The organism is Streptomyces sp. IBSNAI002, from assembly GCF_052244475.1.
Taxonomy (GTDB): domain Bacteria; phylum Actinomycetota; class Actinomycetes; order Streptomycetales; family Streptomycetaceae; genus Streptomyces.
Map to the genome: position 1 here is coordinate 6594215 of NZ_JBQPXG010000002.1, position 26585 is coordinate 6620799.

25 protein-coding genes and 1 pseudogene are annotated in these 26585 nt (G+C 72.0%); 9 read left to right on the forward strand and 17 right to left on the reverse strand.

The window, feature by feature from the left end; all coding sequences use genetic code 11:
• Positions 1-14 precede the first annotated feature (14 nt).
• Complete coding sequence (locus ACTVZO_RS31235) at positions 15-3185, reverse strand: tetratricopeptide repeat protein (protein WP_443301499.1); 3171 nt, start codon at positions 3183-3185, stop codon at positions 15-17.
• A 176-nt stretch (positions 3186-3361) separates the two neighbouring features.
• On the opposite strand from ACTVZO_RS31235, the gene ACTVZO_RS31240 reads away from it, so the two are divergent.
• Positions 3362-3604, forward strand: coding sequence for a hypothetical protein (locus ACTVZO_RS31240; RefSeq protein ID WP_443301500.1), 243 nt, complete (start codon positions 3362-3364; stop codon positions 3602-3604).
• Positions 3605-3701: 97 nt separating this feature from the next.
• Here ACTVZO_RS31240 and ACTVZO_RS31245 read toward each other — a convergent pair whose 3' ends face one another.
• Entirely contained in the window at positions 3702-4559 is an 858-nt protein-coding gene (locus tag ACTVZO_RS31245) for a phosphotransferase enzyme family protein (RefSeq protein WP_443301501.1), read from the reverse strand.
• An 89-nt stretch (positions 4560-4648) separates the two neighbouring features.
• Between ACTVZO_RS31245 and ACTVZO_RS31250 the strand changes: the two genes are divergently transcribed.
• The 6 genes and pseudogenes from ACTVZO_RS31250 (at position 4649) to ACTVZO_RS31275 (ending at position 10742) form a co-directional block, all read left to right on the forward strand.
• Complete coding sequence (locus tag ACTVZO_RS31250) at positions 4649-5572, forward strand: carbohydrate ABC transporter permease (RefSeq protein WP_443301502.1); 924 nt, start codon at positions 4649-4651, stop codon at positions 5570-5572.
• Positions 5572-6465, forward strand: a complete 894-nt coding sequence (locus ACTVZO_RS31255; RefSeq protein WP_443301503.1) for a carbohydrate ABC transporter permease — start codon at positions 5572-5574, stop codon at positions 6463-6465. Before ACTVZO_RS31250 ends, ACTVZO_RS31255 begins: the two co-directional genes overlap by 1 nt.
• Entirely contained in the window at positions 6465-7847 is a 1383-nt protein-coding gene (locus ACTVZO_RS31260; protein ID WP_443301504.1) for an ABC transporter substrate-binding protein, read from the forward strand. The genes ACTVZO_RS31255 and ACTVZO_RS31260 overlap by 1 nt, the downstream gene beginning before the upstream one ends.
• A gap of 20 nt (positions 7848-7867) precedes the next feature.
• Positions 7868-9105, forward strand: a pseudogene (gene mgt, locus ACTVZO_RS31265) (macrolide-inactivating glycosyltransferase).
• A 20-nt stretch (positions 9106-9125) separates the two neighbouring features.
• Positions 9126-9674, forward strand: a complete 549-nt coding sequence (locus tag ACTVZO_RS31270) for a DUF1697 domain-containing protein (protein WP_443301505.1) — start codon at positions 9126-9128, stop codon at positions 9672-9674.
• A gap of 66 nt (positions 9675-9740) precedes the next feature.
• Complete coding sequence (locus ACTVZO_RS31275; protein WP_443301506.1) at positions 9741-10742, forward strand: ketopantoate reductase family protein; 1002 nt, start codon at positions 9741-9743, stop codon at positions 10740-10742.
• A 49-nt stretch (positions 10743-10791) separates the two neighbouring features.
• Here the strand turns inward: ACTVZO_RS31275 and ACTVZO_RS31280 are convergent, their stop codons facing one another.
• The 14 genes from ACTVZO_RS31280 to ACTVZO_RS31345 all read right to left on the reverse strand — a co-directional run bounded on the left by ACTVZO_RS31280 (position 10792) and on the right by ACTVZO_RS31345 (position 24252).
• Positions 10792-11553, reverse strand: a complete 762-nt coding sequence (locus ACTVZO_RS31280; protein WP_443301507.1) for a sirohydrochlorin chelatase — start codon at positions 11551-11553, stop codon at positions 10792-10794.
• A gap of 5 nt (positions 11554-11558) precedes the next feature.
• Positions 11559-12440, reverse strand: coding sequence for an ABC transporter permease (locus tag ACTVZO_RS31285; RefSeq protein ID WP_443301508.1), 882 nt, complete (start codon positions 12438-12440; stop codon positions 11559-11561).
• The gene (locus tag ACTVZO_RS31290; RefSeq protein ID WP_443301509.1) at positions 12427-13218 is read right to left on the reverse strand and encodes an ABC transporter ATP-binding protein; all 792 of its coding nucleotides are present in this window, start codon (positions 13216-13218) and stop codon (positions 12427-12429) included. The genes ACTVZO_RS31285 and ACTVZO_RS31290 overlap by 14 nt, the downstream gene beginning before the upstream one ends.
• A gap of 58 nt (positions 13219-13276) precedes the next feature.
• Positions 13277-14413 carry an aliphatic sulfonate ABC transporter substrate-binding protein gene (locus ACTVZO_RS31295; protein WP_443301510.1) on the reverse strand — a complete coding sequence of 379 codons (1137 nt, stop codon included), beginning with the start codon at positions 14411-14413 and terminating at the stop codon, positions 13277-13279.
• Positions 14414-14619: 206 nt separating this feature from the next.
• Entirely contained in the window at positions 14620-15960 is a 1341-nt protein-coding gene (locus tag ACTVZO_RS31300) for a sulfate adenylyltransferase subunit 1 (protein WP_443301511.1), read from the reverse strand.
• Between the two features lies 1 nt (position 15961).
• Complete coding sequence (gene cysD / locus ACTVZO_RS31305; RefSeq protein ID WP_443301512.1) at positions 15962-16897, reverse strand: sulfate adenylyltransferase subunit CysD; 936 nt, start codon at positions 16895-16897, stop codon at positions 15962-15964.
• A complete protein-coding gene (gene cysC, locus ACTVZO_RS31310; protein WP_443301513.1) occupies positions 16894-17439 on the reverse strand; it encodes an adenylyl-sulfate kinase in 546 nt (181 codons plus the stop codon). Before cysC ends, cysD begins: the two co-directional genes overlap by 4 nt.
• A gap of 38 nt (positions 17440-17477) precedes the next feature.
• Positions 17478-18206 carry a phosphoadenylyl-sulfate reductase gene (locus ACTVZO_RS31315; protein ID WP_443301514.1) on the reverse strand — a complete coding sequence of 243 codons (729 nt, stop codon included), beginning with the start codon at positions 18204-18206 and terminating at the stop codon, positions 17478-17480.
• Positions 18203-18382 (reverse strand): hypothetical protein, encoded by a 180-nt coding sequence (locus tag ACTVZO_RS31320; protein ID WP_443301515.1) that lies wholly within the window; start codon positions 18380-18382, stop codon positions 18203-18205. Before ACTVZO_RS31320 ends, ACTVZO_RS31315 begins: the two co-directional genes overlap by 4 nt.
• Positions 18379-20076 (reverse strand): nitrite/sulfite reductase, encoded by a 1698-nt coding sequence (locus tag ACTVZO_RS31325; RefSeq protein ID WP_443301516.1) that lies wholly within the window; start codon positions 20074-20076, stop codon positions 18379-18381. Before ACTVZO_RS31325 ends, ACTVZO_RS31320 begins: the two co-directional genes overlap by 4 nt.
• Positions 20077-20302: 226 nt before the next feature.
• Positions 20303-20386, reverse strand: a complete 84-nt coding sequence (locus ACTVZO_RS31330; RefSeq protein WP_310942095.1) for a putative leader peptide — start codon at positions 20384-20386, stop codon at positions 20303-20305.
• A 120-nt stretch (positions 20387-20506) separates the two neighbouring features.
• Positions 20507-21070: a GNAT family N-acetyltransferase gene (locus ACTVZO_RS31335; RefSeq protein ID WP_443301517.1), complete on the reverse strand. Its 564-nt coding sequence runs from the start codon at positions 21068-21070 to the stop codon at positions 20507-20509.
• A 5-nt stretch (positions 21071-21075) separates the two neighbouring features.
• On the reverse strand, positions 21076-22338 hold the full coding sequence (locus ACTVZO_RS31340; protein WP_443303325.1) for a GAF domain-containing protein: 1263 nt from the start codon (positions 22336-22338) through the stop codon (positions 21076-21078).
• A gap of 264 nt (positions 22339-22602) precedes the next feature.
• Positions 22603-24252 (reverse strand): acyl-CoA dehydrogenase family protein, encoded by a 1650-nt coding sequence (locus tag ACTVZO_RS31345; protein WP_443301518.1) that lies wholly within the window; start codon positions 24250-24252, stop codon positions 22603-22605.
• Positions 24253-24269: 17 nt separating this feature from the next.
• Between ACTVZO_RS31345 and ACTVZO_RS31350 the strand changes: the two genes are divergently transcribed.
• A complete protein-coding gene (locus ACTVZO_RS31350; protein ID WP_443301519.1) occupies positions 24270-25394 on the forward strand; it encodes a YihY/virulence factor BrkB family protein in 1125 nt (374 codons plus the stop codon).
• A 45-nt stretch (positions 25395-25439) separates the two neighbouring features.
• Complete coding sequence (locus tag ACTVZO_RS31355; protein ID WP_443301520.1) at positions 25440-26177, forward strand: helix-turn-helix domain-containing protein; 738 nt, start codon at positions 25440-25442, stop codon at positions 26175-26177.
• On the opposite strand, the gene ACTVZO_RS31360 is transcribed toward ACTVZO_RS31355, so the two are convergent.
• Positions 26105-26509 carry a VOC family protein gene (locus tag ACTVZO_RS31360; RefSeq protein ID WP_443301521.1) on the reverse strand — a complete coding sequence of 135 codons (405 nt, stop codon included), beginning with the start codon at positions 26507-26509 and terminating at the stop codon, positions 26105-26107. The genes ACTVZO_RS31355 and ACTVZO_RS31360 overlap by 73 nt on opposite strands.
• Between the last annotated feature and the right edge of the window lie 76 nt (positions 26510-26585).

Here is a 26585-nt window from a genome sequence, read left to right on the forward strand (position 1 = left end):
CGCCCAATCCGTTTTCAAGCAGTGCGCCAGAAAGAGGTTGGCGACATCTGCCGGGCGTGGTCGCGGCCCGCTGGATCCAAGGGTGAGGATTTCAATCGAGCGCGCCAAGTGCAGCGCACTGCCCGGGGCTCGTAGGGCATGGAGAGCCACCGCCTTCTCGTAGTGAATCCAGCCGTTGTCCGGAGCCGATCCGAGGGCGCGGTCAAAATCGGCAACCGCCTCCTCGAATCTGCCTGTGACGCGGAGAGTGACACCGCGCAGCGCGATCCTTTGGGGGCGTGCCGGTCGAGTTCGACGGCACGGTCGACGTCGGCCAGGGCTCGCTCGTACTGCCCGAGCAGGCGGTGGACACTGCTTCGAACTGCGAGCACCGGAGCGCTGTCGGGCGCGAGTTCGTCAGCGCGGTCCAGGTCGGCGAGCGCTTGGTCGTACTGGCCGAGGGAAAAGCAGGCCAGCCCGCGGCCGGTGATGCTCGCCAGGCTGTCGGGTGCGAGTGCGAGGGCACGGGTGTGATGTGCGACGGCCTCCTTGTACCGTCCAGCCTCCACTGTGCAACCTGCAAGCTTGTTCAGTGCCCATACCTCGTGGCTGGGGGTTTTTGTCTCCGCGAAAATGCGGACTGCGTCCGCATGCGCGTCGATCGCCTCTTCAAGGCGCCCGACTTCCCGCAGAGCGACTCCCATATGGATGAATTCGACACCCGCCTCGACGTGGTTTTTGATCTTTTGGAACAGCTCGATCGCAGTGGTGCGAGCGTGGATCTCCTCTTCGAATCGCCCTGCTTCATGCAAGGCGATCCCGAGCCCCCTCTGCGCTCTCGATCGACGGTGATGGTCGTTGCTCTCCTTGAGGAGTCGCGTGGCGGCCGCATGGGCGTCCACCGCCTCCTCAAGGCGTCCGACCGCCCTCAAGGTATTCCCGAGAGAGTCCAGCGCCTGGCCCTCGCTGTGACGGTCGCCGATCGTGCGAAACACGTCGACAGCAGCCGTATGGGTGTCGATCGCCTCCTCGAGCCTTCCCATGCTCACCAGGGTGTTGCCGCGATTGCTCAAGGCCTCCCCTTCGCCGACACGGCGGCCGGTCTCCCTGAAGAGGCCGATCGCGACGATGCGGGCGTCGAGCGCTTCCTCGTGGCGTCCCGCCAGGTACAGGGCGCTTCCAAGGTTGTTCATGGCCGCAGCCTCGCCGGGCCGTTCACCCAAGTCCCTGCAGATGTCGGCGCTGGCGGCGTGGGCGTCGATCGCCTTCTGGGGGTGCCCCGACACCCTGTGGGCGATGCCCAAGGCGTTCAAGGCCTTTGCCTCCCCCAACCGGTCGCCGCGTTCCCGGCAGGCGCCCAACGCGACGCCGTTCACGGCGAGCATGTCGGCGTAGTGGCTCCAGAGATCCAGAAACCTGTACAGGGTCGGGGCGAGGCTGGTCGCAGCCGGATGCTCGTACTCCCCAGCAGCGATGACCGTTGCGATGAGGTTCGCACGTTCCCCTTCCAGCCAGGTCGCGGCGCTGTCCTTTCCCGGGAAGAGGTCGGAGACGGGCAGGTCGCAGTCGCCCTGGAGATGCGTGTCGGCCGCCTCGGCGGTGGTGCAGTAGTGACTCATGAGGGACTTCACGGCCGCGTCGCGTTGGTCTTCCGCGGCATGGCGTCTGCCCTGTTCGTCGGCGAACAGACGGACGAGGTCGTGCATCGCCCAGCGCTCGTGCTCTGTAGGTGAGGGCAGGAGGAGATGCGCGCGAGCAAGCTCTGCCAGGATCCTGCGGGTCTGTGCCGGGGACCGGCCGAGAAGGACGGCGGCCGAGTCGGTGGAGATGTCCGGACCGGGCGCGGGCGCCAGAAGCCGGAACGCCCGGGCCGTCGCCGTACTCAGGAGCCCGTATGAAAGATCGATCGAGGCATCCACGGCCAGTGGACGGCCTTGCTCGTCGACATCGTCGTACTGCATGGCCTGGAGCCTGGTGCGGGCGTCGGCCAGGTCGTCCGCCTGGTGGGCGAGGGGTCGGCGCCGGTCATCGCACAGCAGGGCCGCTGTGATCCGCAAGGCGAGAGGAAGATGACCGCACAGCTCGGCCAGGCGCAGCGCGTCGGGCCGCTGACCGGTCACGCGCCCGTCACCGGAACTTCCGGTGCGCAGGGCCTTGTCGAGGAGGGCGACGGCATCGTCGGGGGCGAGAGGACCCAGACCGATCCGGTGCGCCAGCAGCGCGGACAGCGTCTGGCGGGAAGTGACCAGGGCGCGGTGCGGATGTGACGGCAGGAGGCCCGCCACCTGTCCGGCGGTACGGACGTTGTCGAGTACCACGAGGAGCGGACGCCCCTCCTCGGCGAGCCGGTCGGTGAGCGTCCTCCAGGCGTCGAGCTTCTGGTCCGTGCTGTCAGGCAGGTCGCTGCTCTTGACGCCGAATCCGAGCAGGAAGCGGTCGACGACGGTGCTGATCTCGGCGGGGGGACCAGGGCTGTATCCGTGTACGTCGGCGAAGAGGATGCCGCCGGAGAACCACCCGCCCGCCCGAGCCTGATGAGCGGCCTGAAGGGCAAGCGCCGTCTTGCCGGGCCCTCCCATGCCGGCCACGGCGAGCACAGCCGACGACGCGTCTTCGCAGGGGTTCGTGGCCGGGTCCGGGCGCAACCACGTCATGATGTCGCGCAGCACTCCGGTGCGGCCGACGAACCCCCGTGGCGCTGCCGGCAGGGTCATCGGAGGCGCCTGTGACGGCGCCACGGAAGGCGCCACGGACTGCGCCACGTGCAGGTGCGCATCGTTGACACGGGCGGCCACGCCGCCGGGCTCGACGGCAGCGCCGCCCTTCCGCTCGCGCACGCGCGCGGTGATCCGCTCGACTTGCTTCTCCAGCTCGGCAATCCGTTCGCGCGAGTAGGCGGCCCGGGCGGAGTGCCCCCTGCCGGCCGCCTGGGCCGACCTCCGCAGCGTGTCCAGGCCGGTGAACTCCTCGTCGCTGATCGGCTGTCCGTGGGCGGCGAGGAAGGAACGGAACTCGGGCAGGAACTCGGCGGGGGCGATGCGCACGCCCTTGAGGTACCGCGAGATGACGGAGGGGTGGTAGCCGGCGTGCGTGGCCAGTTCGACGCCCTTCGCGCCGGTCCGGGCGAAGAACTCGGCCAGGCTTTGCGCGTAGGCGCTCGACGGCCTCGCCTCCTCCGGCTGATCCGTCACCTCGTCGTGGTCCACTCAGGGCTCCCGTCCTCGTGACCACTTGCCCGGCAACTCGGCAAGCGCGTCAACAGGCTGCCAGAACGTGGCCAGTTGTTGCCATCTCAGACGGCAACCGGTTGCACGTTCCGCACGCTTCCCCAGGTCAGGAGAGTGTCCCTCGATACCGACCACACCTGACACAGGAGGCAGTATTGGGACGGAACATGGTGCCGGGCATCCTCTGCGCCCTCGGGGGCCTGGCGGCGATCCTGGTGGGCGCACCGTGGTGGTGCATCGTGCTGATCACATTCCTGGCTCTCGCTGCGGGCGTCGTTCAGACCGTGTTTCCGCACGACTCGCAGGACAAGCTGCGCTGGTGGACGAACCGCCGCTCCTACCTTGGCAGGCGCCACCAGCTCCGGATGCTGAAGCGGACGGGGAAGCGGAGCGACTGATCCACGTCCATCAGGTGGGGCGGGCCTCCGGCGGAGGCCCGCCCCACCGACGTGCCGCGCCTCGGTCCGGTCGTCAGCGACAACGCCCCCGCATCCGTCAGAACGGGTGCCAGCGCACCCCGGGGGCGCCCTCGCGCAGGGAGTCCACCCGGCGGCGGAACTCGGCCAGTGCCTTCGGGTTGGTCGGTGCGTGCTGCGAGACCCAGGCGCAGCTGGCCGTCTCGCGGGCCCCGCGCAGCACCGCGCAGCCCGCCCAGTCGCGCACGTCCCAGCCGTACGCCGCCACGAACGCCTCGTAGGACGCGGCGGTCAGCCCGTACCGGTCCAGGGAGAGGGCCATCACCACCAGGTCGTGCTCCCGCAGGTCGGCCGAGACGGTCTCCAGGTCCACCAGGACCGGGCCGTCCGGGCCGACGTGCACGTTGCGGGGCAGGGCGTCGCCGTGGATGGGGCCCGGCGGCAGGTGCGGAACCAGCCCGGCCACCTCGTCCGCGTAGGCGTCGCGCCGGGCCCGCAGGTACGCCGCGTCCGCCGGGTCGATCGCGTCGCCGGCCAGCCGAAGCCAGCGTTCCACACCGCCCAGCAGGTCCCGCGCGGCCAGCGGGAACGGCGGCACCGGCAGGGCGTGGATCCGCCGCAGCAGCCCCGCGAGGTCCTCCGGCCCGGCCGGGCGCACCGCCTCCGGGAGCCGGTGCCACAGCGTCACCGGGTGCCCCGCCACCAGCCGGGCCGTCGGCTCGGCCGCGCGGACCGCGGGGACGCCGGCCTGTTCCAGCCAGTACGCCACGGCCAGTTCGCGCTCGGCCCGCGCTGCCAGGGCCCCGTCCGCGCGGCCCACCTTCACCACCAGTTCCCCGGTCGCGAAGACCGCGTTCTCGCCCAGGGCCAGCAGCGCGGCGCCTTGGCCGCCCAGGCCCGCGGCCGCCAGTACGTCCCTGGCCCGCGCCTCGTCCATCTCGTACTCCGGATCCGGATCGTCGTGAATGCGCCAAGTCTCCCATCCGGACGCGCACTGCCTTGACGCGCCATCAGGCCCTGCGGACGATGACCGCGAGGGAAGGGGTGAAGGTGACCGCAGCCGCCCCCGCGCACAAGGGCCGCCGCGCCGACCACGGGGCCTGGTTCCTGGTCCTGCCCGCGCTCATTCCGATCCTGCTGCTCAGCGTCGGCCCGCTGCTCTACGGCATCGCCCTCGCCTTCACCGACTCGCAGTCGGGGCGCACCGCGCCCACCCAGTGGGTCGGCATGCTCAACTTCCAGGACCTGCTCCACGACCGGCTGTTCTGGGAGTCCTTCCGGATCGGCCTGCTGTGGGCGGTAGGGGTCACCGTCCCGCAGTTCCTGCTGGCCCTGGGGCTGGCCCTGCTGCTCAACCAGAACCTCCGCTTCCGGTGGCTGGCCCGTTCGCTCGCGATCATCCCCTGGGCCATGCCCGAGGTGGTGGTCGGCATCATCTGGCGGCTCGTCTACCACCCCGACGCGGGGGTGCTCAACGAGACCCTGTCCGGCTTCGGGCTCGCCGGGGACACCGACTGGCTCAGCGGCCTCGCCACCGCCCTGCCCGCCGTCGTGGTGGTCGGCATCTGGGCGGGCATGCCGCAGACCACGGTCGCGCTCCTCGCCGGCCTGCAGAACACCCCGCACGAACTCCACGAGGCCGCCGCCCTCGACGGCGCCGGGGCCTGGCGCCGCTTCCGGTCGGTGACCTGGCCCGCGATCCGGCCGGTGGCGCTCTCCGTCTCCGCGCTCAACCTGATCTGGAACTTCAACTCCTTCGCCCTGGTCTACGTGCTGACCAGCGGCGGGCCCGGCGGCCGCACCCGGCTGCCGATGCTCTTCGCGTACGAGGAGGCCTTCCGCTACGGGCAGTTCGGGTACGCCGCCGCCATGGGCTGCGTGATGGTGGCGTTGATCTCGGTGCTGCTCGCCGTGTACCTGGCCGGCCGGCTCCGGGGAGGCGACGGCTGATGGGACCCGCGCGCAGCCGCTCCTGGACCCGCCCCCGAGGCGCGCCGGGCGCACGGACCGGCCGGACCGCCCGGACTGCCCGGGCCGCCCAGTACACAGCGCTCGCCGGCTACCTCGTCTTCCTCGCGTTCCCGTTCCTGTGGCTGCTCTCCACGGCCTTCAAGCCCGCGCGCGAGCTCGGCAGCCTGCACCCCACCTGGATCCCCCGGGACCCGACCCTCGGCAACTTCCGCCAGGCCTTCGCCGAGCAGCCGCTGGCGCACGCGGCGTTCAACAGCCTGATCGCCGCGGTCTGCGCCGCCGTGCTCGCGGTCGCCCTGGCCACCCCGACGGCCTTCGTCCTGGCCCGCGGGCGGGGGAGGCTGGCGGCCGCCGCCACCGGCTGGGTCGTGATCAGCCAGGCCTTCCCGTTCGTCCTGGTGATCATCCCGCTGTTCCTGGTGCTGAAGAACCTCCACCTCGTCAACTCGGTACCGGGTCTGATCCTCGTGTACGTCGTCTGGTCGCTGCCGTTCGCGCTGTGGATGCTCGTCGGCTACGTCCGCGCCGTCCCGCCCGAGCTGGAGGAGGCGGCCGCGATGGACGGGGCCGGGCGGCTGCGCACCCTCGTTTCGGTGGTCGCGCCGCTGCTCGCGCCGGGGATCGTGGCCACCGGGCTGTTCGCCTTCATCACCGCCTGGAACGAGTTCTTCTTCGCCCTGGTCCTCCTCAAGACCCCGGAGCAGCAGACCTTGCCGGTCGTCCTGACGCACTTCCTGGGCGCCGAGGGCGCCGCCGACCTCGGCCCGCTCGCCGCCGCGGCCTTCCTCGCGACCCTGCCCTCGCTGGTGGTGTTCTCCGTGATCCAGAAGCGGATCACCGGCGGCATGCTGGCCGGAGCGGTGAAGAGCTGATGCGCCGCAGCCGCAGCCGCAGCCGCAGCCGCAGCCGAGAGCGGCGGACCGGCACCCCTGCTCCGTTCCCGGCCCCGGCCCCGGCCCCGACCCTCGTCCGGGTCTGGGCCCTCGTGCTCGTGCTGCTGGCCGCTCTGGCCGGCGGGTGCTCCGCGCCGCGCGACGCCGGCTCCGACGCCGTGGTGCGGCTGCGCTTCCAGTCGCTCGCCTGGCAGAAGGAGTCCGTGGACGCCAACAAGGCCCTGGTCGCCGAGTGGAACGCCGCCCATCCCGAGGTCCAGGTCCAGTACGTACAGGGCAGCTGGAGCAGCGTCCACGACCAGCTGCTGACCTCGTTCGAGGGCGGCGAGGCCCCCGACGTCATCCACGACGCCTCCGACGACCTCGCCGACTTCGCCTACGGCGGCTACCTCGCCGACCTGCGCCCCCTGCTCTCCGAGCGGCTCAAGGCCGACATCCCGGCAGCCTCCTGGGAGACCGTCACCTTCGGACCGGGCGGCGGGGTGTACGGGGTCCCCTTCCTCCAGGAACCCCGGGTCCTGATGGCCAACACGGATCTGCTGCGCGCCTCGGGGGTCCGCATCCCCACGCCCGAAGCCCCCTGGAGCTGGGAGGAGTTCCGGTCCGCCGCCCGGCAGCTGACCGCCGAGGGCCGGTACGGGGTGGCCTGGCCGCTCAAGGACCCCGTCTCCGCCACCCTCAACCTCGGCCTGTCCGCGGGCGGCCGGCTCTTCCACCGCGACGCGGACGGGAAGGCCGCCATCCGCTGGTCCGAGGGCGACGCGGTCGTCCCCGCCACCATCCGGGCCCAGACCGAGACCGACCGCAGCGCCTCGCGGGCCACCCTCGGGATGGGCGGCTCCGACACCCTGCCCGGCTTCTTCGGCGGCCGGTACGCGATGGTGCCGCTCGGGTTCTCGTACCGCCAGCAGATCGTGCGCCAGGCCCCGCCCGGCTTCGCCTGGCAGGTGCTGCCGCCCCCGGCCGGGGCCGGCGGCCTGGCGCAGGGGGTCAGCCCGCAGACCCTGTCCATCGCGCAGGACAGCCCGTACAAGAAGGAGGCGGCGGCCTTCGTCGACTTCCTGCTGAGCCCGGCCAACATGGTCCGCCTCGCCCGCGGCGACTGGATGCTGCCGACCGGCACGCAGGCGCTCGCCGACCCGGCGCTGCGCACGCCCGAGCTCGGCTGGGCCACGGGCGCGGCGCTCGCCGCCGGGCTGCGGCCCGCGCCGGCCCAGTCGGTGCGCGGCTACCCGGAGTGGAAGGACAAGGTCGCGACCTCGGCGCTGCAGGAGTTCTACAGCGGCGCGATCGACCTGGCGGAGCTGGAGAAACGCCTGGTGGGGGACGGGAACCGGGTGCTGGCGCGGTACCAGAGGTAGGCCCCGGGCCCGTTTATTGATTGCACGAGACGTCTCGTCTCGTTATGGTCGGTGCATGACCTCAGCCAAGCCCGCCCACATCGCCATGTTCTCCATCGCCGCCCACGGGCACGTGAACCCGAGCATCGAAGTGATCCGGGAACTCGTCGCCCGGGGCCACCGCGTCAGCTACGCGATCCCCGCCCCCTTCGCCGAGAAGGTCGCCGAGACCGGCGCCACCCCGGTGATCTGGAAGTCGACCCTCCCCACCGACGACGACCCGGAGGCCTGGGGCACCGAACTCATCGACAACCTCGAACCCTTCCTGAACGACGCCGTCCAGGGGCTCCCGCAGCTCGCGGCGGCCTTCGACGGCGACGAACCGGACCTCGTCCTCCACGACATCACCGCCTACCCCGCACCCGTGCTCGCGCACCGCTGGGGAGTCCCCGCCGTCTCCCTCTCCCCGAACCTGGTCGCCTGGGACGGGTACGAGGAGGAAGTGGCCGCGCCGATGCTCGCCGAGCTGAAGGCGTCCGAGCGCGGACGGGCCTACTACGCCCGGTTCGCCGCCTGGCTGGGCGAGAACGGCCTCGGCGACGACGTGGACCGCTTCCAGGGCCGCCCGCGCCGCAGCCTCGTCCTGATCCCCCGCGCGCTCCAGCCGAACGCCGACCGCGTCGACACCTCCGTGCACACCTTCGTCGGCGCCTGCCAGGGCGACCGTGCGGCCGTGCAGGGACACTGGCAGCGCCCGGAGCGGGCCGAGGGCCGGAAGGTGCTGCTGGTCTCCCTCGGCTCCGCCTTCACCAAGCAGCCCGCCTTCTACCGCGCCTGCGTCGAGGCCTTCGGCGACCTGCCCGACTGGCACGTCGTCCTCCAGATCGGCAAGTTCACCGACGAAGCCGAACTCGGCGCGGTCCCCGCCAACATCGAGGTCCACCGCTGGGTCCCCCAGCTCGACATCCTGCGCCAGGCCGACGCCTTCATCACCCACGCGGGCGCCGGCGGCAGCCAGGAGGGCCTCGCCACCGCCACCCCGATGGTCGCCGTGCCGCAGGCCGTCGACCAGTTCGGCAACGCCGACGTGCTGGTCTCGCTCGGCGTGGCCCGGCACGTCCCGGCGGACCAGGCCGACGCCGCCACCCTCCGCGAGGCGGTCCTCGCCCTGGTCCGCGACCCCGCCGTCGCCGCCCGCTGCGCGGAAGTCCGTGCGCGGATGGCCACCGAGGGCGGCACGCACCAGGCCGCCGACCTCATCGAGGCGGAACTGTCATAGCGCGCGCCTACGCTGCCCCCATGGACAGGAAATACGCGGCGCTGCTGCGCGGGGTCAATGTCGGCGGGAGCAGGAAGGTTCCCATGGCGGAGCTGCGCTCCGTCCTGGAGGGACTCGGCCACGGCGACGTGCAGACGTACCTGCAGAGCGGCAACGCCGTCTTCAGCAGTGCGAAGAAGGACCCGCGCGCGCTCGCCCGGGAGCTGGAGGCCGCCATCGAGGCCCACTTCGGCTTCCGGGTGGCGTGCCTGGTCGTGGACGGGGCCTACCTGAAGGCCGTCGCCGACGCCTGCCCCTTCCCGGCCGCCGAACTGGAGGGCAGGCAGCTCCACGCCACCTTCTACTCCGAGCTGCCCGGCCCGGAGCGCTTCGCCGGGCTCGACCCGGCGGCGTACCTCCCCGAGGAGTACCGGCTCGGCGACCGCGTGCTCTACCTCTACGCACCGAACGGGCTGGGCCGCTCCAAGCTGGCCGAGGCCCTCGCCAAGCCGGCCCGCGTCAAGGGCATCGACGCCACCACCCGCAACTGGAACACGGTCGCCAAGCTGGTGGAGCTGACCGAGGCCTGACCCGGCCGCCCCCTTCCCCGTGCCCCGACGGTGGCGCGGGGGCCGGGATGTGCCAGGCTCGGAGGCATGCGTTACATCATCATCGGCGCGGGCGCGGTCGGCGCCACCATCGGCGGACGGCTCGCGGAGGCGGGCGGCGAGGTCGTCCTCGTCGCGCGCGGCGCGCACGCGGAGGCCCTGCGGGCGGACGGCCTGCGGCTGACCACGGCGGCCGGCACCCGCGTACACCGGCTGCCCGTGGTCACCGGACCGGCCGAACTGGGCGAACTGCGCCCGGACGACGTCCTGCTGCTGGCCGTCAAGACGCAGGACGCGATCGCCGCGCTCGACGCGTGGGGCGACGCGGAGGTCGCGGGCGGCGGGACGGCGGCGCAGCGGCTGCCGGTGCTGTGCGCGCAGAACGGCGTCGAGAGCGAACGCCTCGCCCTGCGGCGCTTCGCGCGCGTGTACGGGGTGTGCGTCTGGCTGCCCGCCACCTTCCTGGAGCCGGGCGTGGTCTCCGCGCTGTGCGCGCCGCTGACCGGGATCCTGCACGTGGGCCTGGCGGCGGGCGGTACGGACACGCTGGCGCGGGCGGTCGCGGCGGACCTCGGGAAGGCCGGCTTCGAGGCGCCGGTGGCCGAGGACGTGATGCGGTGGAAGTACGCGAAGCTGCTGGGGAACCTGGGCAACGCGGTCCAGGCGACCACCGGCCCGGAGCCGGAGCCGGCGAAGGCCGCGCTGCTGCTGCGGGCGGTCCGCGAGGCGAAGGCGGCCTTCCGGGCGGCGGGGATCGCCTACGCCTCGGACGCGGAGCAGTTCGACGCGCGCGACGGCAAGGTGGAGCAGCCGCCGGGCGTACGGGGCGGCTCGTCCTGGCAGAGCCTGGCCCGGGGTACGGGCTCGGTCGAGGCCGACTACCTCAACGGGGAGATCTCCCTGCTGGGCCGCCTGCACGGCGTGCCGACGCCGGTGAACGACGTACTGCGGCACGCGGCCAACATCTTCGCCCGCGAAGGGCTCCCGCCGGGCGCCATGTCCATCACGGACCTCACCGCCCTGGCCGACGAGGCCGCGGCCCGGGCGTAGTCCCCGGGCGCCCCGGCCCGCGAGGGCGGCTGCGGCCGGCCGCAGCCGGTCAGGCCGTCAGGGCCGGGAGGCGGGCCGGGGCGGCGGCCGCGGTGTCGAAACGGCCCAGCAGCAGACGGGCCAGCTCCGGGGCCGGGCCGAGCACACCGGCCACGACATCGGCACCCGCGGCCTCCGCACCCGCCGTGATCCGGTCCGGCAGCCGCCCGGGGGCGATGACGTACGGCGCCACCGCCACCCGTGCGAAGCCCTCCGCACGCAGGGCCCGTACGGCGTCCTCCGTACGGGGAAGGGCAGCGGAGGCGAACGCAGGCCGCACGGCACACCAACCGGTGCGCCGCCACTCCCGCGCGGTTTCAGCGATCGCTGCGATCGCCTCCGGGTCTGAGGATCCGGCGGACGCGAGCACCACCGCGGTGGTGGAGCGGTCCGCCGGGGTGAGTCCGGCCTCGGCCAGCCGCCGGTCGAGCGCCGAGAGCAGGAGCGGCGAGGGCCCGAGCACGTCGGCCACGCGCACCGACAGCCCCGGCAGCCGCGCCGCCGACTCGGCCAGCGCCGCGGGCACGTCGGACTTCGCGTGGAAGGCCCGGGTCAGCAGGAGGGGGAGCGCGACCACCTCCCGCACACCGGACAGGTACAGCGCAGACAGGACCTGGCTCACCGTCGGAGTGTTGAAGTCCAGGAAGGCCGTCTCGACCCGCAGCCCCGGCCGCAGCGCCCGCACGCGCCCGGTGAGGGCGTGCACGGTCGCCGCGTGCCGCGGGTCGCGGCTGCCGTGGGCGATGACGAGCAGGGCGGGTGCGCGGGACACGGGACTCACTTGACCAGGAGGCCGCGGGTGCGCAGGACGCGGCGTTCGAGGGGGCTGAAGATGAGGAGGTCGATGGCGATGCCGACGACGAGGATGAGGATGATGGCGAGGAAGACGCCGGGGAGGTCGATGTTGTTGCGGCCGTTTTCGAGGAGTTGGCCGAGGCCGAGGCCGAGGTCGGGGGAGCTGGCGATGATTTCGGCGGCCATGAGGGAGCGCCAGGAGAAGGCCCAGCCCTGTTTGAGGCCGGCGAGGTAGCCGGGGAGTGCGGCGGGCATGACGATGTGGCGGGCGCCGAGGAGTCCGGTGGCGCCGAGGGTGCGGCCGGCGCGGAGGTGGAGCGGGGGGATCTGGTCGATGCCGGAGACGAGGCCGTTGGCGATGGAGGGGACGGCTCCGAGGAGGATGACGGTGTACATCATGGCGTCGTTGAGGCCGAACCAGAGGACGGCGGGGGGTACCCAGGCGACGGAGGGCAGGGACTGGAGGCCTTGGAGGATGGGGCCGATCGCGGCGCGCACGAACTTCACGCGGGCGACGAGGAGTCCGAGGGGGGTGGCGATGGCGAGGGCGAGGAGGAAGCCGAGGAGGCCGCGGGAGACGCTGGTCCAGATGACTTCGAGGAGGGTCCCCTTGAGCCACATGTCGGCGAGGCTGTCCCATACCGCGGACAGTGCGGGGAGTTTGGTTTCCTCGGTGACCTTCAGGGAGACCAGGACCTGCCACACGAGCAGGACGAGGCCGACGGCCAGGACCGGTGGGAGAGCCTTCTTGACGAGGATTTCGCGGAAGGGTGTGCGGTGGGTGTGGACCGCGTCCAGGGCGTCGAGGCCGGCTTCCAGTCCTGCGAGGTCGTCCGTTTTCGCCTGTGTTTCAGTGCTGGCCATGGCGGCGGATCTCCTCGCGCAGGTGTTCAGTGATCTCGAGGGACAGTTCCGCTACGTTCGCGTCTTCGATGCGGCGTGGCTGGGGGATGTCCACGGTCCATTGCCTGGCGACTTTGCCGGGGCGTGAGGAGAGCAGGACGACGCGTTGGGCGAGGCGGACGGCTTCGCGGACGTTGTGGGTGACGAAGAGGACTGAGAGGTTGGTTTCGGCCCAGATGCGGGCGAGTTCGCCGTGCAGTACGTCGCGGGTGATGGCGTCGAGTGCGGCGAAGGGTTCGTCCATGAGGAGGAGTTGGCTGTCCTGGGCGAGGGCGCGGGCGAGTGCTACGCGTTGGCGCATGCCGCCGGACAGTTCGTGGACGCGTTTGCCGTGGGCGCCGCCGAGGCGGACGAGTTCGAGGAGTCGTTCGGCTTCGGTGCGGCGGTCGTTTTTGGGGATTCCGCGCAGTCGCAGGGCGAGTTCGATGTTCTTGCCTGCGGTGAGCCAGGGGAAGAGTGCGTGTTCCTGGAACATGAGGGCGGGGCGGCCGGGGGTCTGGATCGTGCCGGTGGTGGGTTTGTCGAGGCCGGCGACGAGGTTGAGCAGGGTGGACTTGCCGCAGCCCGAGGCCCCCAGGATGGTGACGAACTCTCCGGGAGCGACATCGAGGCTGATGTCGTCCAGGACGAGCTGTGATCCGGCCGGGCCGGAGAAGGACTTCGAGACGTGCTCGATACGAGTACCGTGCGTCGGCTCCGCTACGGTGCCCTCGGCAGCCTTGGCGAGCGTGGTGGCCATGGTCGTCACCTCCTGGGGTTGCTGGGTTGCTGGGTTGCTGGGTTGCTGGATTGCGGGGTTACTTGGCGCCGAGGCCGGCGTCGGAGACTTCGGGCTTTCCGGCGGCCTTGAGGACCTTGTTCAGGAGCGTGAGGTCGTAGATGCCGGTGAGGTCGGGCTGTTCGATGAGCTTGGCCTTGACGGCCCATTCCGACTGGGTCTTGAGGGTGGCGGCCAGCGGGTCGTCGGTGGTGGCGATGCCGGGCCAGGCCGGGTCGATGATGGCGGCGTCGAGGGGCTTGCCGCTGTCGGCCGCGAGTTTGGCGTTGGCGGAGGCTTTGGCCTGGTCGGGGTTGGCGTTGATCCAGGCGTTGGTTTTGACCGTGCCGGCCAGGACCGCCTCGACGACGTCGGGGTGCTCCTTGAGGAACTTCTGCGACACGATGATGTTCGTGATCACGAACTTCTTGTCGGGCCACAGGGTGGTCTCGTCGAGGAGGACGGCGCCGCCGTCGGAGACGAGTTTGGAGGCGGTGGGCTCGGGCACCCAGGCGCCGTCGATGGAGCCCTGCTTGAAGGCGTCGGGGGTGACCTTGTTGTCGGTGCGGACGACGGAGACGTCGCCCTTGCCGGACTCGGGGTCGACGCTCCAGCCCTTCTCCGAGATCCAGTTGAGGAACGCGACGTCCTGGGTGTTCCCCTTCTGGGGGGTGGCGATCCTCTTGCCCTTGAGGTCGTCCAGGGTCTTGATCTTGGCGGGGTTCACGACGAGCTTCACGCCGCCGGACGCGGAGCCGGAGATGATCCGCAGGTTGGAGCCCTTGGACTTGACGTAGCCGTTGATCGCGGGGGAGGGGCCGATGAAACCGATGTCGAGGGAGCCGCCGTTGAGGGCCTCGATCTCGGACGGACCGGCGTTGAACGCCTGCGTCTTGATCGTGGTGCCGCCCAGTTCCTTCTGGATCAGGCCCTCCTGGAGGCCGACCAGGGCGGTGGCGTGCGTCAGGTTCGGGAAGTACCCGATACGCACCTCGGGAGCGGAGAGCTTCTCACCGACGGCGCCGGCCGGCTGGGGCTCGTCCTTCCCGGCCTGGGAGCCGTAGCCGCAGGAAGCGAGCGCGCCGATCAGCAGCGGCAGGGCGGCAGCGGCCACGAGGCCGCGGCGCCGGGCGGTGCGGACGGAACGCGTCGTGCGGATGGCGGCGGTGGCAGGCACGGGAGGACTTCCTCTCGTGACGTGGTCATCTCATGACGCACGTCTTCGTCTGTGGAGCAGGGGCGGGTACGGCTCGTCGGGGATGCGGGCGCGAAGGCGGAATGCCGGAAGCGGTCCGGTCAGCACGCACATCGCGCCACCCCTCCCCGGCCGCTGCTGAGGGCGCCCTCCATCGCGAAGGCCGAGCAGATGTCGGAACGCATGGGCTAGAAGTCCCAGCCTTCCTCGTCGGCCTGGACGGTGGTCTCGGCGGTGGAGGCGAAGGACTCGCCGGCCATGCCCGCCGCCAGGGTGGTTCCGTCCGCCGGGTCGATCAGCAGGAAGGATCCGGTGCGGCGCGAGTCGGCGTACGCGTCGAGCGCGAGCGGCTCGGCCGTACGGACGACCACGCGGCCGATGTCGTTGGCCACCAGCTGACCGGGGTTCGGGTGCTGGGACAGGTCGTCGAGGGTCAGCCGCGAGGGGATCTCCTTGACGATCGCCTTGACCGTCCGCGTCGTGTGCTTGATCAGCACCCGGGCGCCGACGGCCAGGGGCTGGTCGGCCACGTGGCAGACCGTCGCCTCGACGTCCTGCGTGGTGGCCGGGGCGCTCGCCGACGGCGCGATCAGGTCACCGCGCGAGATGTCGATGTCGTCCTTGAGGCGCACGGTCACCGACTGCGGGGCCCAGGCGATGTCGACGCTCTCGCCGAGCGCGTCGATGCCCTCGATGACCGAGGTGCGGCCGGACGGCAGCACGGTCACCGACTCGCCGACGCGCAGCACGCCCGAGGCGATCTGGCCCGCGTAGCCGCGGTAGTCCGGGTGCTCGGCGGTCTGCGGACGGATCACGTACTGCACCGGGAAACGCGCCGGGCAGGCGGTGAGGTCGTGGCTGACCGGAACGGTCTCCAGGTGCTCGAGCACCGTCGGACCGCCGTACCAGTCCATGTTCGCCGACGGGTCCACCACGTTGTCCCCGGCCAGCGCCGAGATCGGGATCGCGGTGACCTCCGGGACGCCCAGGTCCGTGGCGTAGGCGGTGAACTCCTCGGCGATCGCCGCGAAGACGGACTCCTGGTAGCCGACGAGGTCCATCTTGTTGACGGCCAGCACCACGTGCGGGACGCGCAGCAGCGCGGCGACGGCCGCGTGCCGGCGGGTCTGCTCGATCACGCCGTTGCGGGCGTCGACCAGGACCACGGCCAGGTCGGCGGTGGACGCGCCGGTGACCATGTTCCGGGTGTACTGCACGTGCCCGGGGGTGTCGGCGAGGATGAACCGGCGGCGCGCGGTGGCGAAGTAGCGGTACGCGACGTCGATGGTGATGCCCTGCTCCCGCTCGGCCCGCAGGCCGTCGGTGAGCAGCGCGAGGTCGGGGGCGTCCTGGCCGCGGGCCTGGGAGACCGCCTCGACGTGCTCCATCTGGTCGGTCAGGACCGACTTCGAGTCGTGCAGCAGCCGGCCCACCAGGGTGGACTTGCCGTCGTCGACGGAACCGGCGGTCGCGAAGCGCAGCAGGGTGGTCGCCGCGAGGTCGGCGAACTGCTCGGTGGTGCTGGTCATGTTAGAAGTACCCTTCGCGCTTGCGGTCTTCCATCGCGGCCTCGGACATCTTGTCGTCGGCGCGGGTCGCACCCCGCTCGGTGAGGCGGGAGACGGCGATCTCGGCGATCACGGCGTCCAGCGTGGCGGCGTCGGAGTCGACGGCGCCGGTGCAGGACATGTCACCGACCGTGCGGTAGCGGATGAGACGCGTCTCGGGCGTCTCGCCCTCCTTCGGGCCGCCCCACTCGCCGGCCGTCAGCCACATGCCGTTGCGGAGGAACACCTCGCGCTCGTGCGCGAAGTAGATCTCGGGCAGCTCGATGCCCTCGCGGGCGATGTACTGCCACACGTCCAGCTCGGTCCAGTTGGAGAGCGGGAAGACGCGCACGTGCTCACCCGGCGCGTGGCGGCCGTTGTAGAGCTGCCACAGCTCGGGGCGCTGGCGGCGCGGGTCCCACTGGGAGAACTCGTCGCGGAGGCTGAACACCCGCTCCTTGGCGCGGGCCTTCTCCTCGTCGCGGCGGCCGCCGCCGAAGACCGCGTCGAACTTGAGGCTCTGGATCGCCTCGGTCAGCGGGACGGTCTGCAGCGGGTTGCGGGTGCCGTCCGGGCGCTCGCGCAGCTTGCCGGCGTCGATGTAGTCCTGGACGGACGCCACGTGCAGGCGCAGGCCGTGCTCCTCGACCGTGCGGTCGCGGTATTCCAGCACCTCGGGGAAGTTGTGCCCCGTGTCGACGTGCAGGAGGGTGAAGGGCACCGGCGCCGGCGCGAACGCCTTCAGCGCCAGGTGCAGCATGACGATGGAGTCCTTGCCGCCGGAGAACAGGATCACCGGCTTCTCGAACTCGCCCGCCACCTCGCGGAAGATGTGCACGGCCTCGGATTCGAGGGCGTCGAGGTGCGACAGCGCGTAGGGCGCGTCGGTCTCTTCGTGCAGGTGGGCGACCGTGGTCATGCCAGACCCCTCTCGGTGAGCAGCGCGTGCAGGGCCGAAGCCGACTCCTGGACGGTCTGCGTGTGCGACTCGATACGGAGGTCCGGGGACTCCGGCGCCTCGTACGGGTCGTCGACCCCGGTCAGACCGGAGATCTCGCCCGCCGCCTGCTTGGCGTACAGGCCCTTCACGTCACGCTCGGAGCAGACCTCGACCGGGGTGGCCACGTGGACCTCCAGGTAGTCCGTCTCCGCGGCGGCGTGCCGCTTGCGGACGGCCTGACGGCTGTCCGCGAACGGCGCGATCACCGGTACCAGCGCCTTGACGCCGTTGCTCGCGAGGAGTTCGGCGACGAAACCGATCCGCTGCACGTTGGTGTGCCGGTCCTCGCGGCTGAAGCCGAGGCCGGCGGAGAGGAACTCGCGGATCTCGTCCCCGTCGAGCACCTCCACGCGGTGGCCCTCGGCGCGCAGCCGCTCGGCCAGCGCGTAGGCGATGGTGGTCTTGCCGGCGCTGGGCAGCCCGGTCAGCCACACGGTGGCGCCCTGGTCGCTCACGCTCATCTGCTGTGTCTCCGTAAGTTCTTCGCTGGTGGTCGTCATCAGCCGTGCAGTCCGCACTCGGTCTTGCCCCGCCCGGCCCACCGGCCGGCCCGCGCGTCTTCGCCCTCCGCCACCCGGCGGGTGCACGGGGCGCAGCCGACGGAGGCGTAACCGTCCATCAGCAGCGGGTTGGTGAGCACCCCGTGCTCGGCCACGTACGCGTCCACGTCGTCCTGGGTCCAGCGGGCGATCGGGGAGACCTTGACCTTCTGCCGCTTCTCGTCCCAGCCGACCACCGGGGTGTTCGCCCGGGTCGGGGACTCGTCGCGGCGCAGGCCCGTCGCCCAGGCGTCGTACGCGGTCAGGCCCTCTTCGAGGGGCTTGACCTTGCGCAGGGCGCAGCACAGGTCAGGGTCGCGGTCGTGCAGCTTCGGGCCGTACTGCGCGTCCTGCTCGGCGACCGTCTGGCGCGGGGTGAGGGTGATGACGTTGACGTCCATCACCGCCTCCACCGCGTCGCGGGTGCCGATGGTCTCCTCGAAGTGGTAGCCCGTGTCGAGGAAGACCACGTCCACGCCGGGGAAGGCGCGGGAGGCCAGGTGGGCGACGACCGCGTCCTCCATGGAGGAGGTCACGGCGAACTTCTTCCCGAAGGTCTCGGCCGCCCAGGTGAGGATCTCCAGCGCGGAGGCGTCCTCCAGGTCCCGGCCCGCCCGCTCGGCCACGTCCCGCAGGGCGGCCGTGCCGGCGGACGCGGTTTTGAGACCGGCGTCCTGAGTCGTGGTCATATCTCGTCCCCTCCAGCGGCATCGGACCGGACACCCCGGGACAGCAGCCCGAGGTACTTCAGCTGGAAGGCCCTGTTGCAGGCCCTGCATTCCCACGCGCCGTGGCCCGTCTCGTGGGGGAACAGGTCCTCGTCGCCGCAGTAGGGGCAGTAGAACGGTGCGGCGCGCTCGCTCACGACAGGCTCTTCTCGTCCGCGCGGGCGACCCACGCCGCGAAGCGCTCGCCGTCCTCGCGCTGCTCCTCGTAGCTCTTGACGACCCGCTCGACGTAGTCGGGCAGACCGGCCGAGGTGACCTTGAGGCCGCGGACCTTGCGGCCGAAGCCGGCCTCCAGGCCGAGTGCGCCGCCCAGGTGGACCTGGTAGCCCTCCACCTGGTTGCCGTCGTCGTCCAGGACCAGCTGGCCCTTGAGACCGATGTCCGCCACCTGGATACGGGCGCAGGCGTTCGGGCAGCCGTTGATGTTGATGGTCAGCGGTTCGGCGAACTCCGGCAGGCGGCGCTCCAGCTCGTCGATCAGCGAGGCGCCGCGCGCCTTGGTCTCGACGATGGCCAGCTTGCAGAACTCGATGCCGGTGCAGGCCATCGTGCCGCGGCGGAAAGGGGACGGCTTGACCCGCAGGTCGAGCGATTCCAGGGCCGCGACCACCGAGTCGACCCGGTCGGCCTCGATGTCGAGGACGATCATCTTCTGCTCGGCGGTGGTGCGCAGCCGTCCGGAGCCGTGCTGCTCGGCGATGTCAGCGATCTTGGTCAGGGTGGCGCCGTCGACGCGGCCCACGCGGGGCGCGAAGCCGACGTAGAACCGGCCGTCCTGTTGCCGGTGGACGCCGACGTGGTCGCGCCACTGGCCGGAGGGCTGCTCGGGCGCGGGGCCGTCGGTCAGCTTCCGCTTCAGGTACTCGTCCTCCAGGACCTGGCGGAACTTGGCAGCGCCCCAGTCGGCGACGAGGAACTTCAGGCGGGCGCGGGTGCGCAGTCGGCGGTAGCCGTAGTCGCGGAAGATCGAGATGACGCCCTCGTACACGTCCGGGACCTCGTCGAGCGAGACCCAGGTGCCCAGGCGGACGCCCAGCTTGGGGTTGGTGGAGAGGCCGCCGCCGACCCAGACGTCGAAGCCGGGGCCGTGCTCGGGGTGGTTCACGCCGACGAAGGCGATGTCGTTGATCTCGTGCGCCACGTCGAGCAGCGGCGAGCCGGAGATCGCGGACTTGAACTTGCGGGGCAGGTTCGAGAAGTCCTTGTTGCCCACGATGCGGCGGTAGATCTCGTCGATCGCGGGGGTGCCGTCGATGATCTCGTCCAGCGCGATGCCGGCGACGGGCGAGCCGAGGATGACGCGGGGCGTGTCACCGCAGGCCTCGGTGGTGGACAGCCCGACGGCCTCCAGGCGGCGCCAGATCTCCGGGACGTCCTCGATCCGGATCCAGTGGTACTGCACGTTCTGCCGGTCGGTGAGGTCCGCCGTGCCGCGGGCGAACTCCTCGGAGATCTCGCCGATCACGCGCAGCTGCTCGGTGGTCAGCCGGCCGCCGTCGATGCGGACGCGCAGCATGAAGTACTTGTCGTCCAGCTCCTCCGGCTCCAGGATCGCGGTCTTGCCGCCGTCGATCCCGGGCTTGCGCTGGGTGTACAGCCCCCACCAGCGCATGCGCCCGCGCAGGTCGTTGGGGTCGATCGAGTCGAAACCGGCCTTGGAGTAGATCGTCTCAATGCGCGTCCGCACGTTGAGACCGTCGTCGTCCTTCTTGAACTGCTCGTTGCCGTTGAGGGGCGTGTGGTGTCCGACGGCCCACTGACCCTCGCCGCGGTGGCGGCCTGTCTTGCGGCGCGCGGCGGCGGCTGCGGGCGTTTCGGGAGTGGCGGCCATGGCGGGTACGTCCTTCTTCGGCGGCTCAGGGCAGGAGCGGGGCACAGGGGGGAGCGGCGGTGCGCCCCCGTCACGTCGGCGTCGCTGAGCGGGTGTGGCTGATGGCCGCCTTTGCCGGGGTGACCGGCGGGCAGGGGCGGTGTTCAGCCGTCAGGGGGCAGGGGTGATCGTCACTTCCGCGGCGACGATGCCGGGATTGTGGCGGTGTGCGGCGGTGCTGGTTCCGTCAGCAGGCCGGACAGATGGCGCTGGACATGCGGCCGAGGTCGACGTGCCGCCGACTCACCAAGGCAATTCCAGCTCCATTCATGGCGGAAGCGTGTCATGTGCCGATTGGAGGAGTCCACTACTGTCCAAAATGCGGACGATGTCGTCTCGCATCGCGATACGGCGTGATCGCCGTCACGGAGCCGGACCCGACGGAGACGGCCTAGGCGCCTGGCCAGGGGCCCGGGGTCGGGGTGTCCTCCTTGGGCTCCGTCTCCGTCTTGAAGAGCTTGAACCCGCGCCGCTGGTAGTTGTCCATCGCCGTCGGCCCGTCCTGACTGCACGTGTGCAGCCAGACGCGCCGCGTCGGCTCGAGATCCGGCCACCGGGACCCGAGGTCCCACGCCCGGGCCACGCCCACCGACAGCAGGTGCCCCCCGATCCGCCGCCCCCGGAAGTCCGGCAGCAGACCGAAGTAGACGATCTCCACCACTCCGTCGTCCTGGGGGTCGAACTCCACGTACCCCGCCGGGGTGCCCCGGTCGTACGCCACCCACGTCTCCACACCCGGCCGCCCCAGCTGCTCCACCCACTGCTCGCGGGTCAGCGCCAGCCGGTCCGTCCAGTGGATGTCCCCGCCGACCGAGGCGTACAGGAACCGGCTGAACTCGGGCGAGGGCACCTCCGCCCGCGCGATCGTGATCTCCCCGCCCGGTGCGGCGGCCGGGACCAGATCGTCCGGCGAGGTCATTTCCAGGGACCAGGTGGTGAGTGTGATGGTGCTCATGCAGGTCAGGGAATCATGCCCCGCCCCCGGAAGCCCAGGCGGGCCCTGATCACCGCGGGCGCGGTGGAGTGCGGCAGGAGCCCCGCCGGGTCCTGCGGGCGGATCAGCTCCACCTCCACGTCCTCCGCGAAGCGGTACGGCCGGTGGGTCAGCACGCCCGCGAGGTTGCGGCGCACCCGGGACATCTCCGCGCGGACCGTCACCGTGCGCGTCGGATCCCCGAACAGCTCCTCGGACAGCTCCGCCGCCGAGCGCCCGCGCGGGCTCTCCGCCAGCAGGAACAGCAGCTCCGCGTGGCGCGGGCTCAGCTCCTGCGACCAGCTCCCGGCCGCCCCGTACACCGTCGCCGACCCGGCCCCGGCCCGGCTGACGTCGAGCACGACCCGGGTCGCCCCCGCGCCCTTACGGTCCTGCGCGATCCGCAGCAGCCAGCCGCCGGGCAGCGGCTCCACCACGCAGTCGCCGAGCTGCGGCACCCACACCCGCCCCGGGCCGAAGGACTTCGGCAGCGGCACGCGGTCCACCGGGGCCAGGCCGGTCACGGCCGCCGTCCAGCCGTTCGGGTCCACGGCCAGCGCCCGCCCGGGCAGCCGGGCCAGCAGCGGGGCCGCCACCGCCCGCAGCCGCTCCAGTGACTCCAGGTGCCGCACGCGCAGCTCCCGCTCGGCGAGCCGGGCCACCGAGCTCACCCACGCCAGGGTCGCCGGGTGCATCGTGGCCAGCGGGCCGCTCACGTCGACCACGCCCAGCAGCCGCCCGTCGCGCGGATCGCGCACGGGCGCCCCCGCGCAGGTCCAGTCGTGGTGGCTGGAGACGAAGTGCTCCGCCGAGAACACCTGGACCGGCCGCCGGGTCACCAGGGCGGTCCCCACCCCGTTGGTGCCGACCACGGCCTCGTCCCAGTCGGCCCCGACCGCGAAGCCGAGCCGGTCCGCCTTGCGCAGGATGGAGGAGTGGCCCTCCCGCCACAGCAGCCGGCCCTCCGCGTCGGCCACGACCATGATGTGCAGGACCTCGTCCAGGGCCGGGAGCAGCCCCTCCCGCAGCACCGGCAGGATCTCCCGCAACGGCGAGACGTGCCGCCGCTCCTCGGTCTCGGCGGCCGACAGCACCCGCGAGCGCGCGTCCCGGTCCGGGTGCACCCCGCCCGCCATCATCCGGCGCCAGGACTCGGCGATCTCCGGGCGCGGCGCGGCGGGCGGGCGGTCCCCGGCCAGCGCCGCCGCCCGTACGCCCTTGAGCAGACGCGCGGCCTCCCGTGCGTCCATGGCCGAGATGCGGGCCACATCGACCGTGCTGCCTGTGGTGTCGGCCACCGGAACCTCCCCGTGCGAACAGGACGACTCAAAGGTTGCAACGGTATGCAACTCTCGCCAAGTCCCGGTCGCCCGACCGAAACTGTCCGGACGCCGCCGAGCGGCGTGACAGCTCCTCCTCGGGGCTTCTCGGATCAGGGGTGGTGCCGAGTCGGCGCGGCGCCACTCCTGATCCCGTACGACGGGCCCGGATCCCGGCTCGGAGCGGTTTGGGGACTACTCCCCGCCCGTGATCCGCGCCCGTTCCACGATCGCGCCCAGGTCCAGGCTGTGCGGCAGCGTGCCGAAGGCCGCCCCCCAGTCACCGCCCAGCCGCGAGGCGCAGAACGCGTCCGCCACCTCGGGCGGCGCCCACCGCACCAGCAGCGAGCCCTGGAGCACCAGGGCCATGCGCTCGACCACCCGGCGGGCCCGGGCCTCGATGCCCTCCAGGTCGGCGAGCTCCGTCAGCAGGTCCTTGATGGCCGAATCCAGCCGGTGGTCCGCGCCCCGGGCCAGGCCGACCTCCTGGAGGAACGCGTTCAGGGCCTGGGGCTCCCGCTGGAGGGCGCGCAGTACGTCCAGTGCCTGGACGTTGCCCGAACCCTCCCAGATGGAGTTCAGCGGCGATTCGCGCAGCAGTCTCGGCAGGCCGGACTCCTCGACGTAGCCGTTGCCGCCCAGACACTCCAGCGACTCCGCCACCATCGGCGTACAGCGCTTGGTCACCCAGTACTTGGCGGCGGGCACGGCCAGCCGCAGGAAGGCCTTGTCCTGGTCCGTCCCGCTGTCGTAGGCGGCCGCCAGCCGCAGGGTCAGGGTGGTGGCCGCCTCGGACTCCAGGGCGAGGTCGGCGAGGACGTTGCGCATCAGCGGCTGGTCGATGAGCGGTGCTCCGAAAGCAGAGCGGTGCTCCGCATGGTGAGCGGCCTGCGTCAGCGCCTGCCGCATCAGCGAGGCCGAACCGATGACGCAGTCCAGCCGGGTCGCCGCGACCATCTCGATGATGGTCCGCACCCCGCGCCCCTCCTCGCCCACCCGCCGCGCCCAGGTCCCGTCGAACTCCACCTCGCCCGACGCGTTCGACCGGTTGCCCAGCTTGTCCTTCAGCCGCTGGATCGCGAAGACGTTGCGCGTGCCGTCCGGCAGCACCCGCGGCACCAGGAAGCAGCTGAGCCCGCCCGGAGCCTGCGCCAGCACCAGGAACCCGTCGGACATCGGCGCCGAGCAGAACCACTTGTGCCCGGTCAGCACGTACTCGCCCGGGGCGTCCAGCGCCGCCGCGGCCGTCGTGTTCGCCCGTACGTCGCTGCCGCCCTGCTTCTCCGTCATCCCCATGCCGAAGAGCACACCGCCCTTCCGCGCGGCCGGCGCCAGCCCCTCCTCGTACACGTGCGAGGTCAGCCGCGGCTCCCATTCGGCCGCCAGCTCCGGATCGGCACGCAGGGCCGGCACGGCGGCGTGCGTCATCGAGACCGGGCAGCCGTGCCCGGCCTCGGCCTGCGACCACACGAAGAACCCGGCGGCACGCCGCAGGTGCCCGGCCGGCCGCCCCCAGGCATCGGTGAGCCCGGCGGACACGGCCTTCCCGAGCAGCCGGTGCCAGGCGGGGTGGAACTCCACCTCGTCGACGCGGTTCCCGTACCGGTCGTGCGTCCGGAGCCTGGGCGGGTTCTCGTTCGCGAGCCGGCCCCACTCCTGGGCCTGCTCGGAACCGGCGGCGCGCCCGAGCAGCGTGAGCTCCTCCCGCACCTCGCCGAGGAGTTCGGGGCCCGCGGAGGCGAGATGGCGCTCCACGCCCTCGGTGAGGGCCCGGTCGCCCCCGTAGACGTCGTGGCCCACGAGCGGCGGGGCCTGATTGGTGACTGTGTGGGTGGTGGCTGCCATGCGGATACCGTAAGGACGTGCAGCCAGCAAAAGAAACACCAGAGCGGATCCTGGTACGCCACGGACGGCTCCACCGGGCCCGCGCCCTCTACCGCAACGTCTCGAAGCGGAAGATGGGCTGGCTGCTCCTGAAGGACACCGTCAACTCGTGCATCGAGTACCGGATCCTCGGCCTCGCCGCCGAGGCGGCCTTCTTCACCCTGCTCTCGCTGCCCCCGCTCTTCCTGGGCCTGCTGGGCCTCCTCGGCTACGTGGACGGCTGGACCGGCACGACCACGGTGGCCAGCATCGAGGAGAACATCCTCGGGGCGGTCGGCACGATCCTGTCCGACCGGGGCGTCAACGACATCGCCAAGCCGATGCTGGACGACGTGACCGGCCGGGGCCGCCCGGACCTCATCTCGCTCGGCTTCGCCTTCGCCCTGTGGTCGGGCTCGCGCGCGGTGAACGTCTTCATCGACACCATCACCGTGATGTACGGGCTCGACGGGCACCGCGGCATCGTCAAGACCCGGCTGCTGGCCTTCCTGCTCTACATCATCGCGCTGGTCATCGGCGCGGTCGTGCTGCCGCTGATGGTGGTCGGACCCGACGCGGTGGTCCGGCTGGTGCCCTGGGGCACCAGCGTGATCGCCGTCCTGTACTGGCCGACCGTCACCCTGCTGTCGATCGTCTTCCTGACCACGCTCTACCACGTGTCCGTGCCCGTGCGATCGCCGTGGATCGAGGACGTGCCGGGCGCCCTGGTCGCCCTCGCGATGTGGGTGCTGGGCTCCTTCCTGCTGCGGATCTACCTCACCAACACCGTGGAGGGGCCGACGATCTACGGCTCGCTGGCCGCACCGGTGGCCGTGCTGCTGTGGATCGGCATCTCGGCCTTCGCGGTCCTCGTCGGCGCCGCCGTCAACGCGGCGATCGACCGGGTCTGGCCCTCGGTGGCCACCGCGGCGGCCCGCGAGGCGAACGAGCGGGCCCGAGAAGCGGAAGCCGCCCAGCTGATCGCCCGGGCCGCGGCCTGGCGCGCGATGGCGGAGGGCGAGTCGGAGGACGACGAGGACGACGGCATGCCCTCCGAGTTCCCCGAACGCTGGTCGAAGTTCCTGCCCCCGGAGGACTACGGCTCCCGGCTGCGCAAGCACTGAGACGGGCCCGGCGCCGCCCCGTCGGACACCCCCTAGCCTGGAAGGGTGTACGAGGAGACGCCGTCGGCGGTCGTGGCCGGAGCCGTGCTGTGGCGGGCCGGCGGGCCCGGGCGGGTCGTGCTGCCCGACGGGTGCATGGACCTGCTGTGGGTCGGGGGGCGGCTGCTGGTGGCCGGGACCGACACCGGACCGCATCCGGCCGGGGAGGTCCCGGGCGGGGCCTTCGCCGGGATCCGGTTCGCGCCCGGTACCGCGCCCGCGCTGCTCGGCGTACCGGCACACGAGCTTCGGGACCGCCGCGTCGGGCTGGCCGACCTGTGGCCCGCCCGGGAGGTGCGCCGCCTCGCCGGGCAGGTGGCCTCGTACGAGGACCCGCGTGCCGGGCTGGAGGCCCTGGCCGCGCGCCGCGCGGCCGAGGCCGGGCCGCCGGACCCGCTGCTCGCCGAGGTCGTGGCCCGGCTCCGGGCCGGCCAGGCCGTCGCCCCGATCGCCGCGGCCGTCGGCCTCGGGGAACGGCAGCTGCACCGGCGCTCCCTCGACGCCTTCGGGTACGGCCCCCGGACGCTGGGCCGGGTGCTCCGGCTGCGCCGCGCCCTCGCGCTGGCCCGGGCGGGCACGCCCTGCGCCGAGGTCGCCTGCGTCGCCGGGTACGCCGACCAGGCCCATCTGTCCCGCGAGGTGAGGGCCCTGGCCGGGACCACGCTGAGCGCCTACGTGGCGGGCGCAGCCGACGGGGCGAACAGCGAGACCCCGCAGCCGTCCGGGTCGAGGACCACGGCGTAGCGCTGGCCCCAGAAGGCGTCCCAGGGCTTCAGGTGCCCCGGATGCCCGGCGGCGGTCAGTTCGGCGTACAGGGCGTCCACCTCGGCGGGGGAGTCGCACAGGAAGGCCAGGTCCCGGCGGCCGTCACCGGTGGGCCGGGTCCAGGACGGGTCGAAGGAGCGGACGGTCTCCTCCGTGTCCCAGCCGATCCGCAGGCCGCCCGGCAGAACGGCTTCCACGTGCGGCTGGTCATCGGCGCCGGCCGGCACGTCCAGCCCCAGCCGGCGGTAGAAGGCGAGCGAGGCGGCCATGTCGGAGACGACCAGGCCGATCATGTCGAGTCGGGGAGTCATGACGGCAGGCTAGGCCGGGCCGGGGGCCGCCGTCTTGAACGAAACGGACACGGGCGCGGACACGGGCGCGGACACG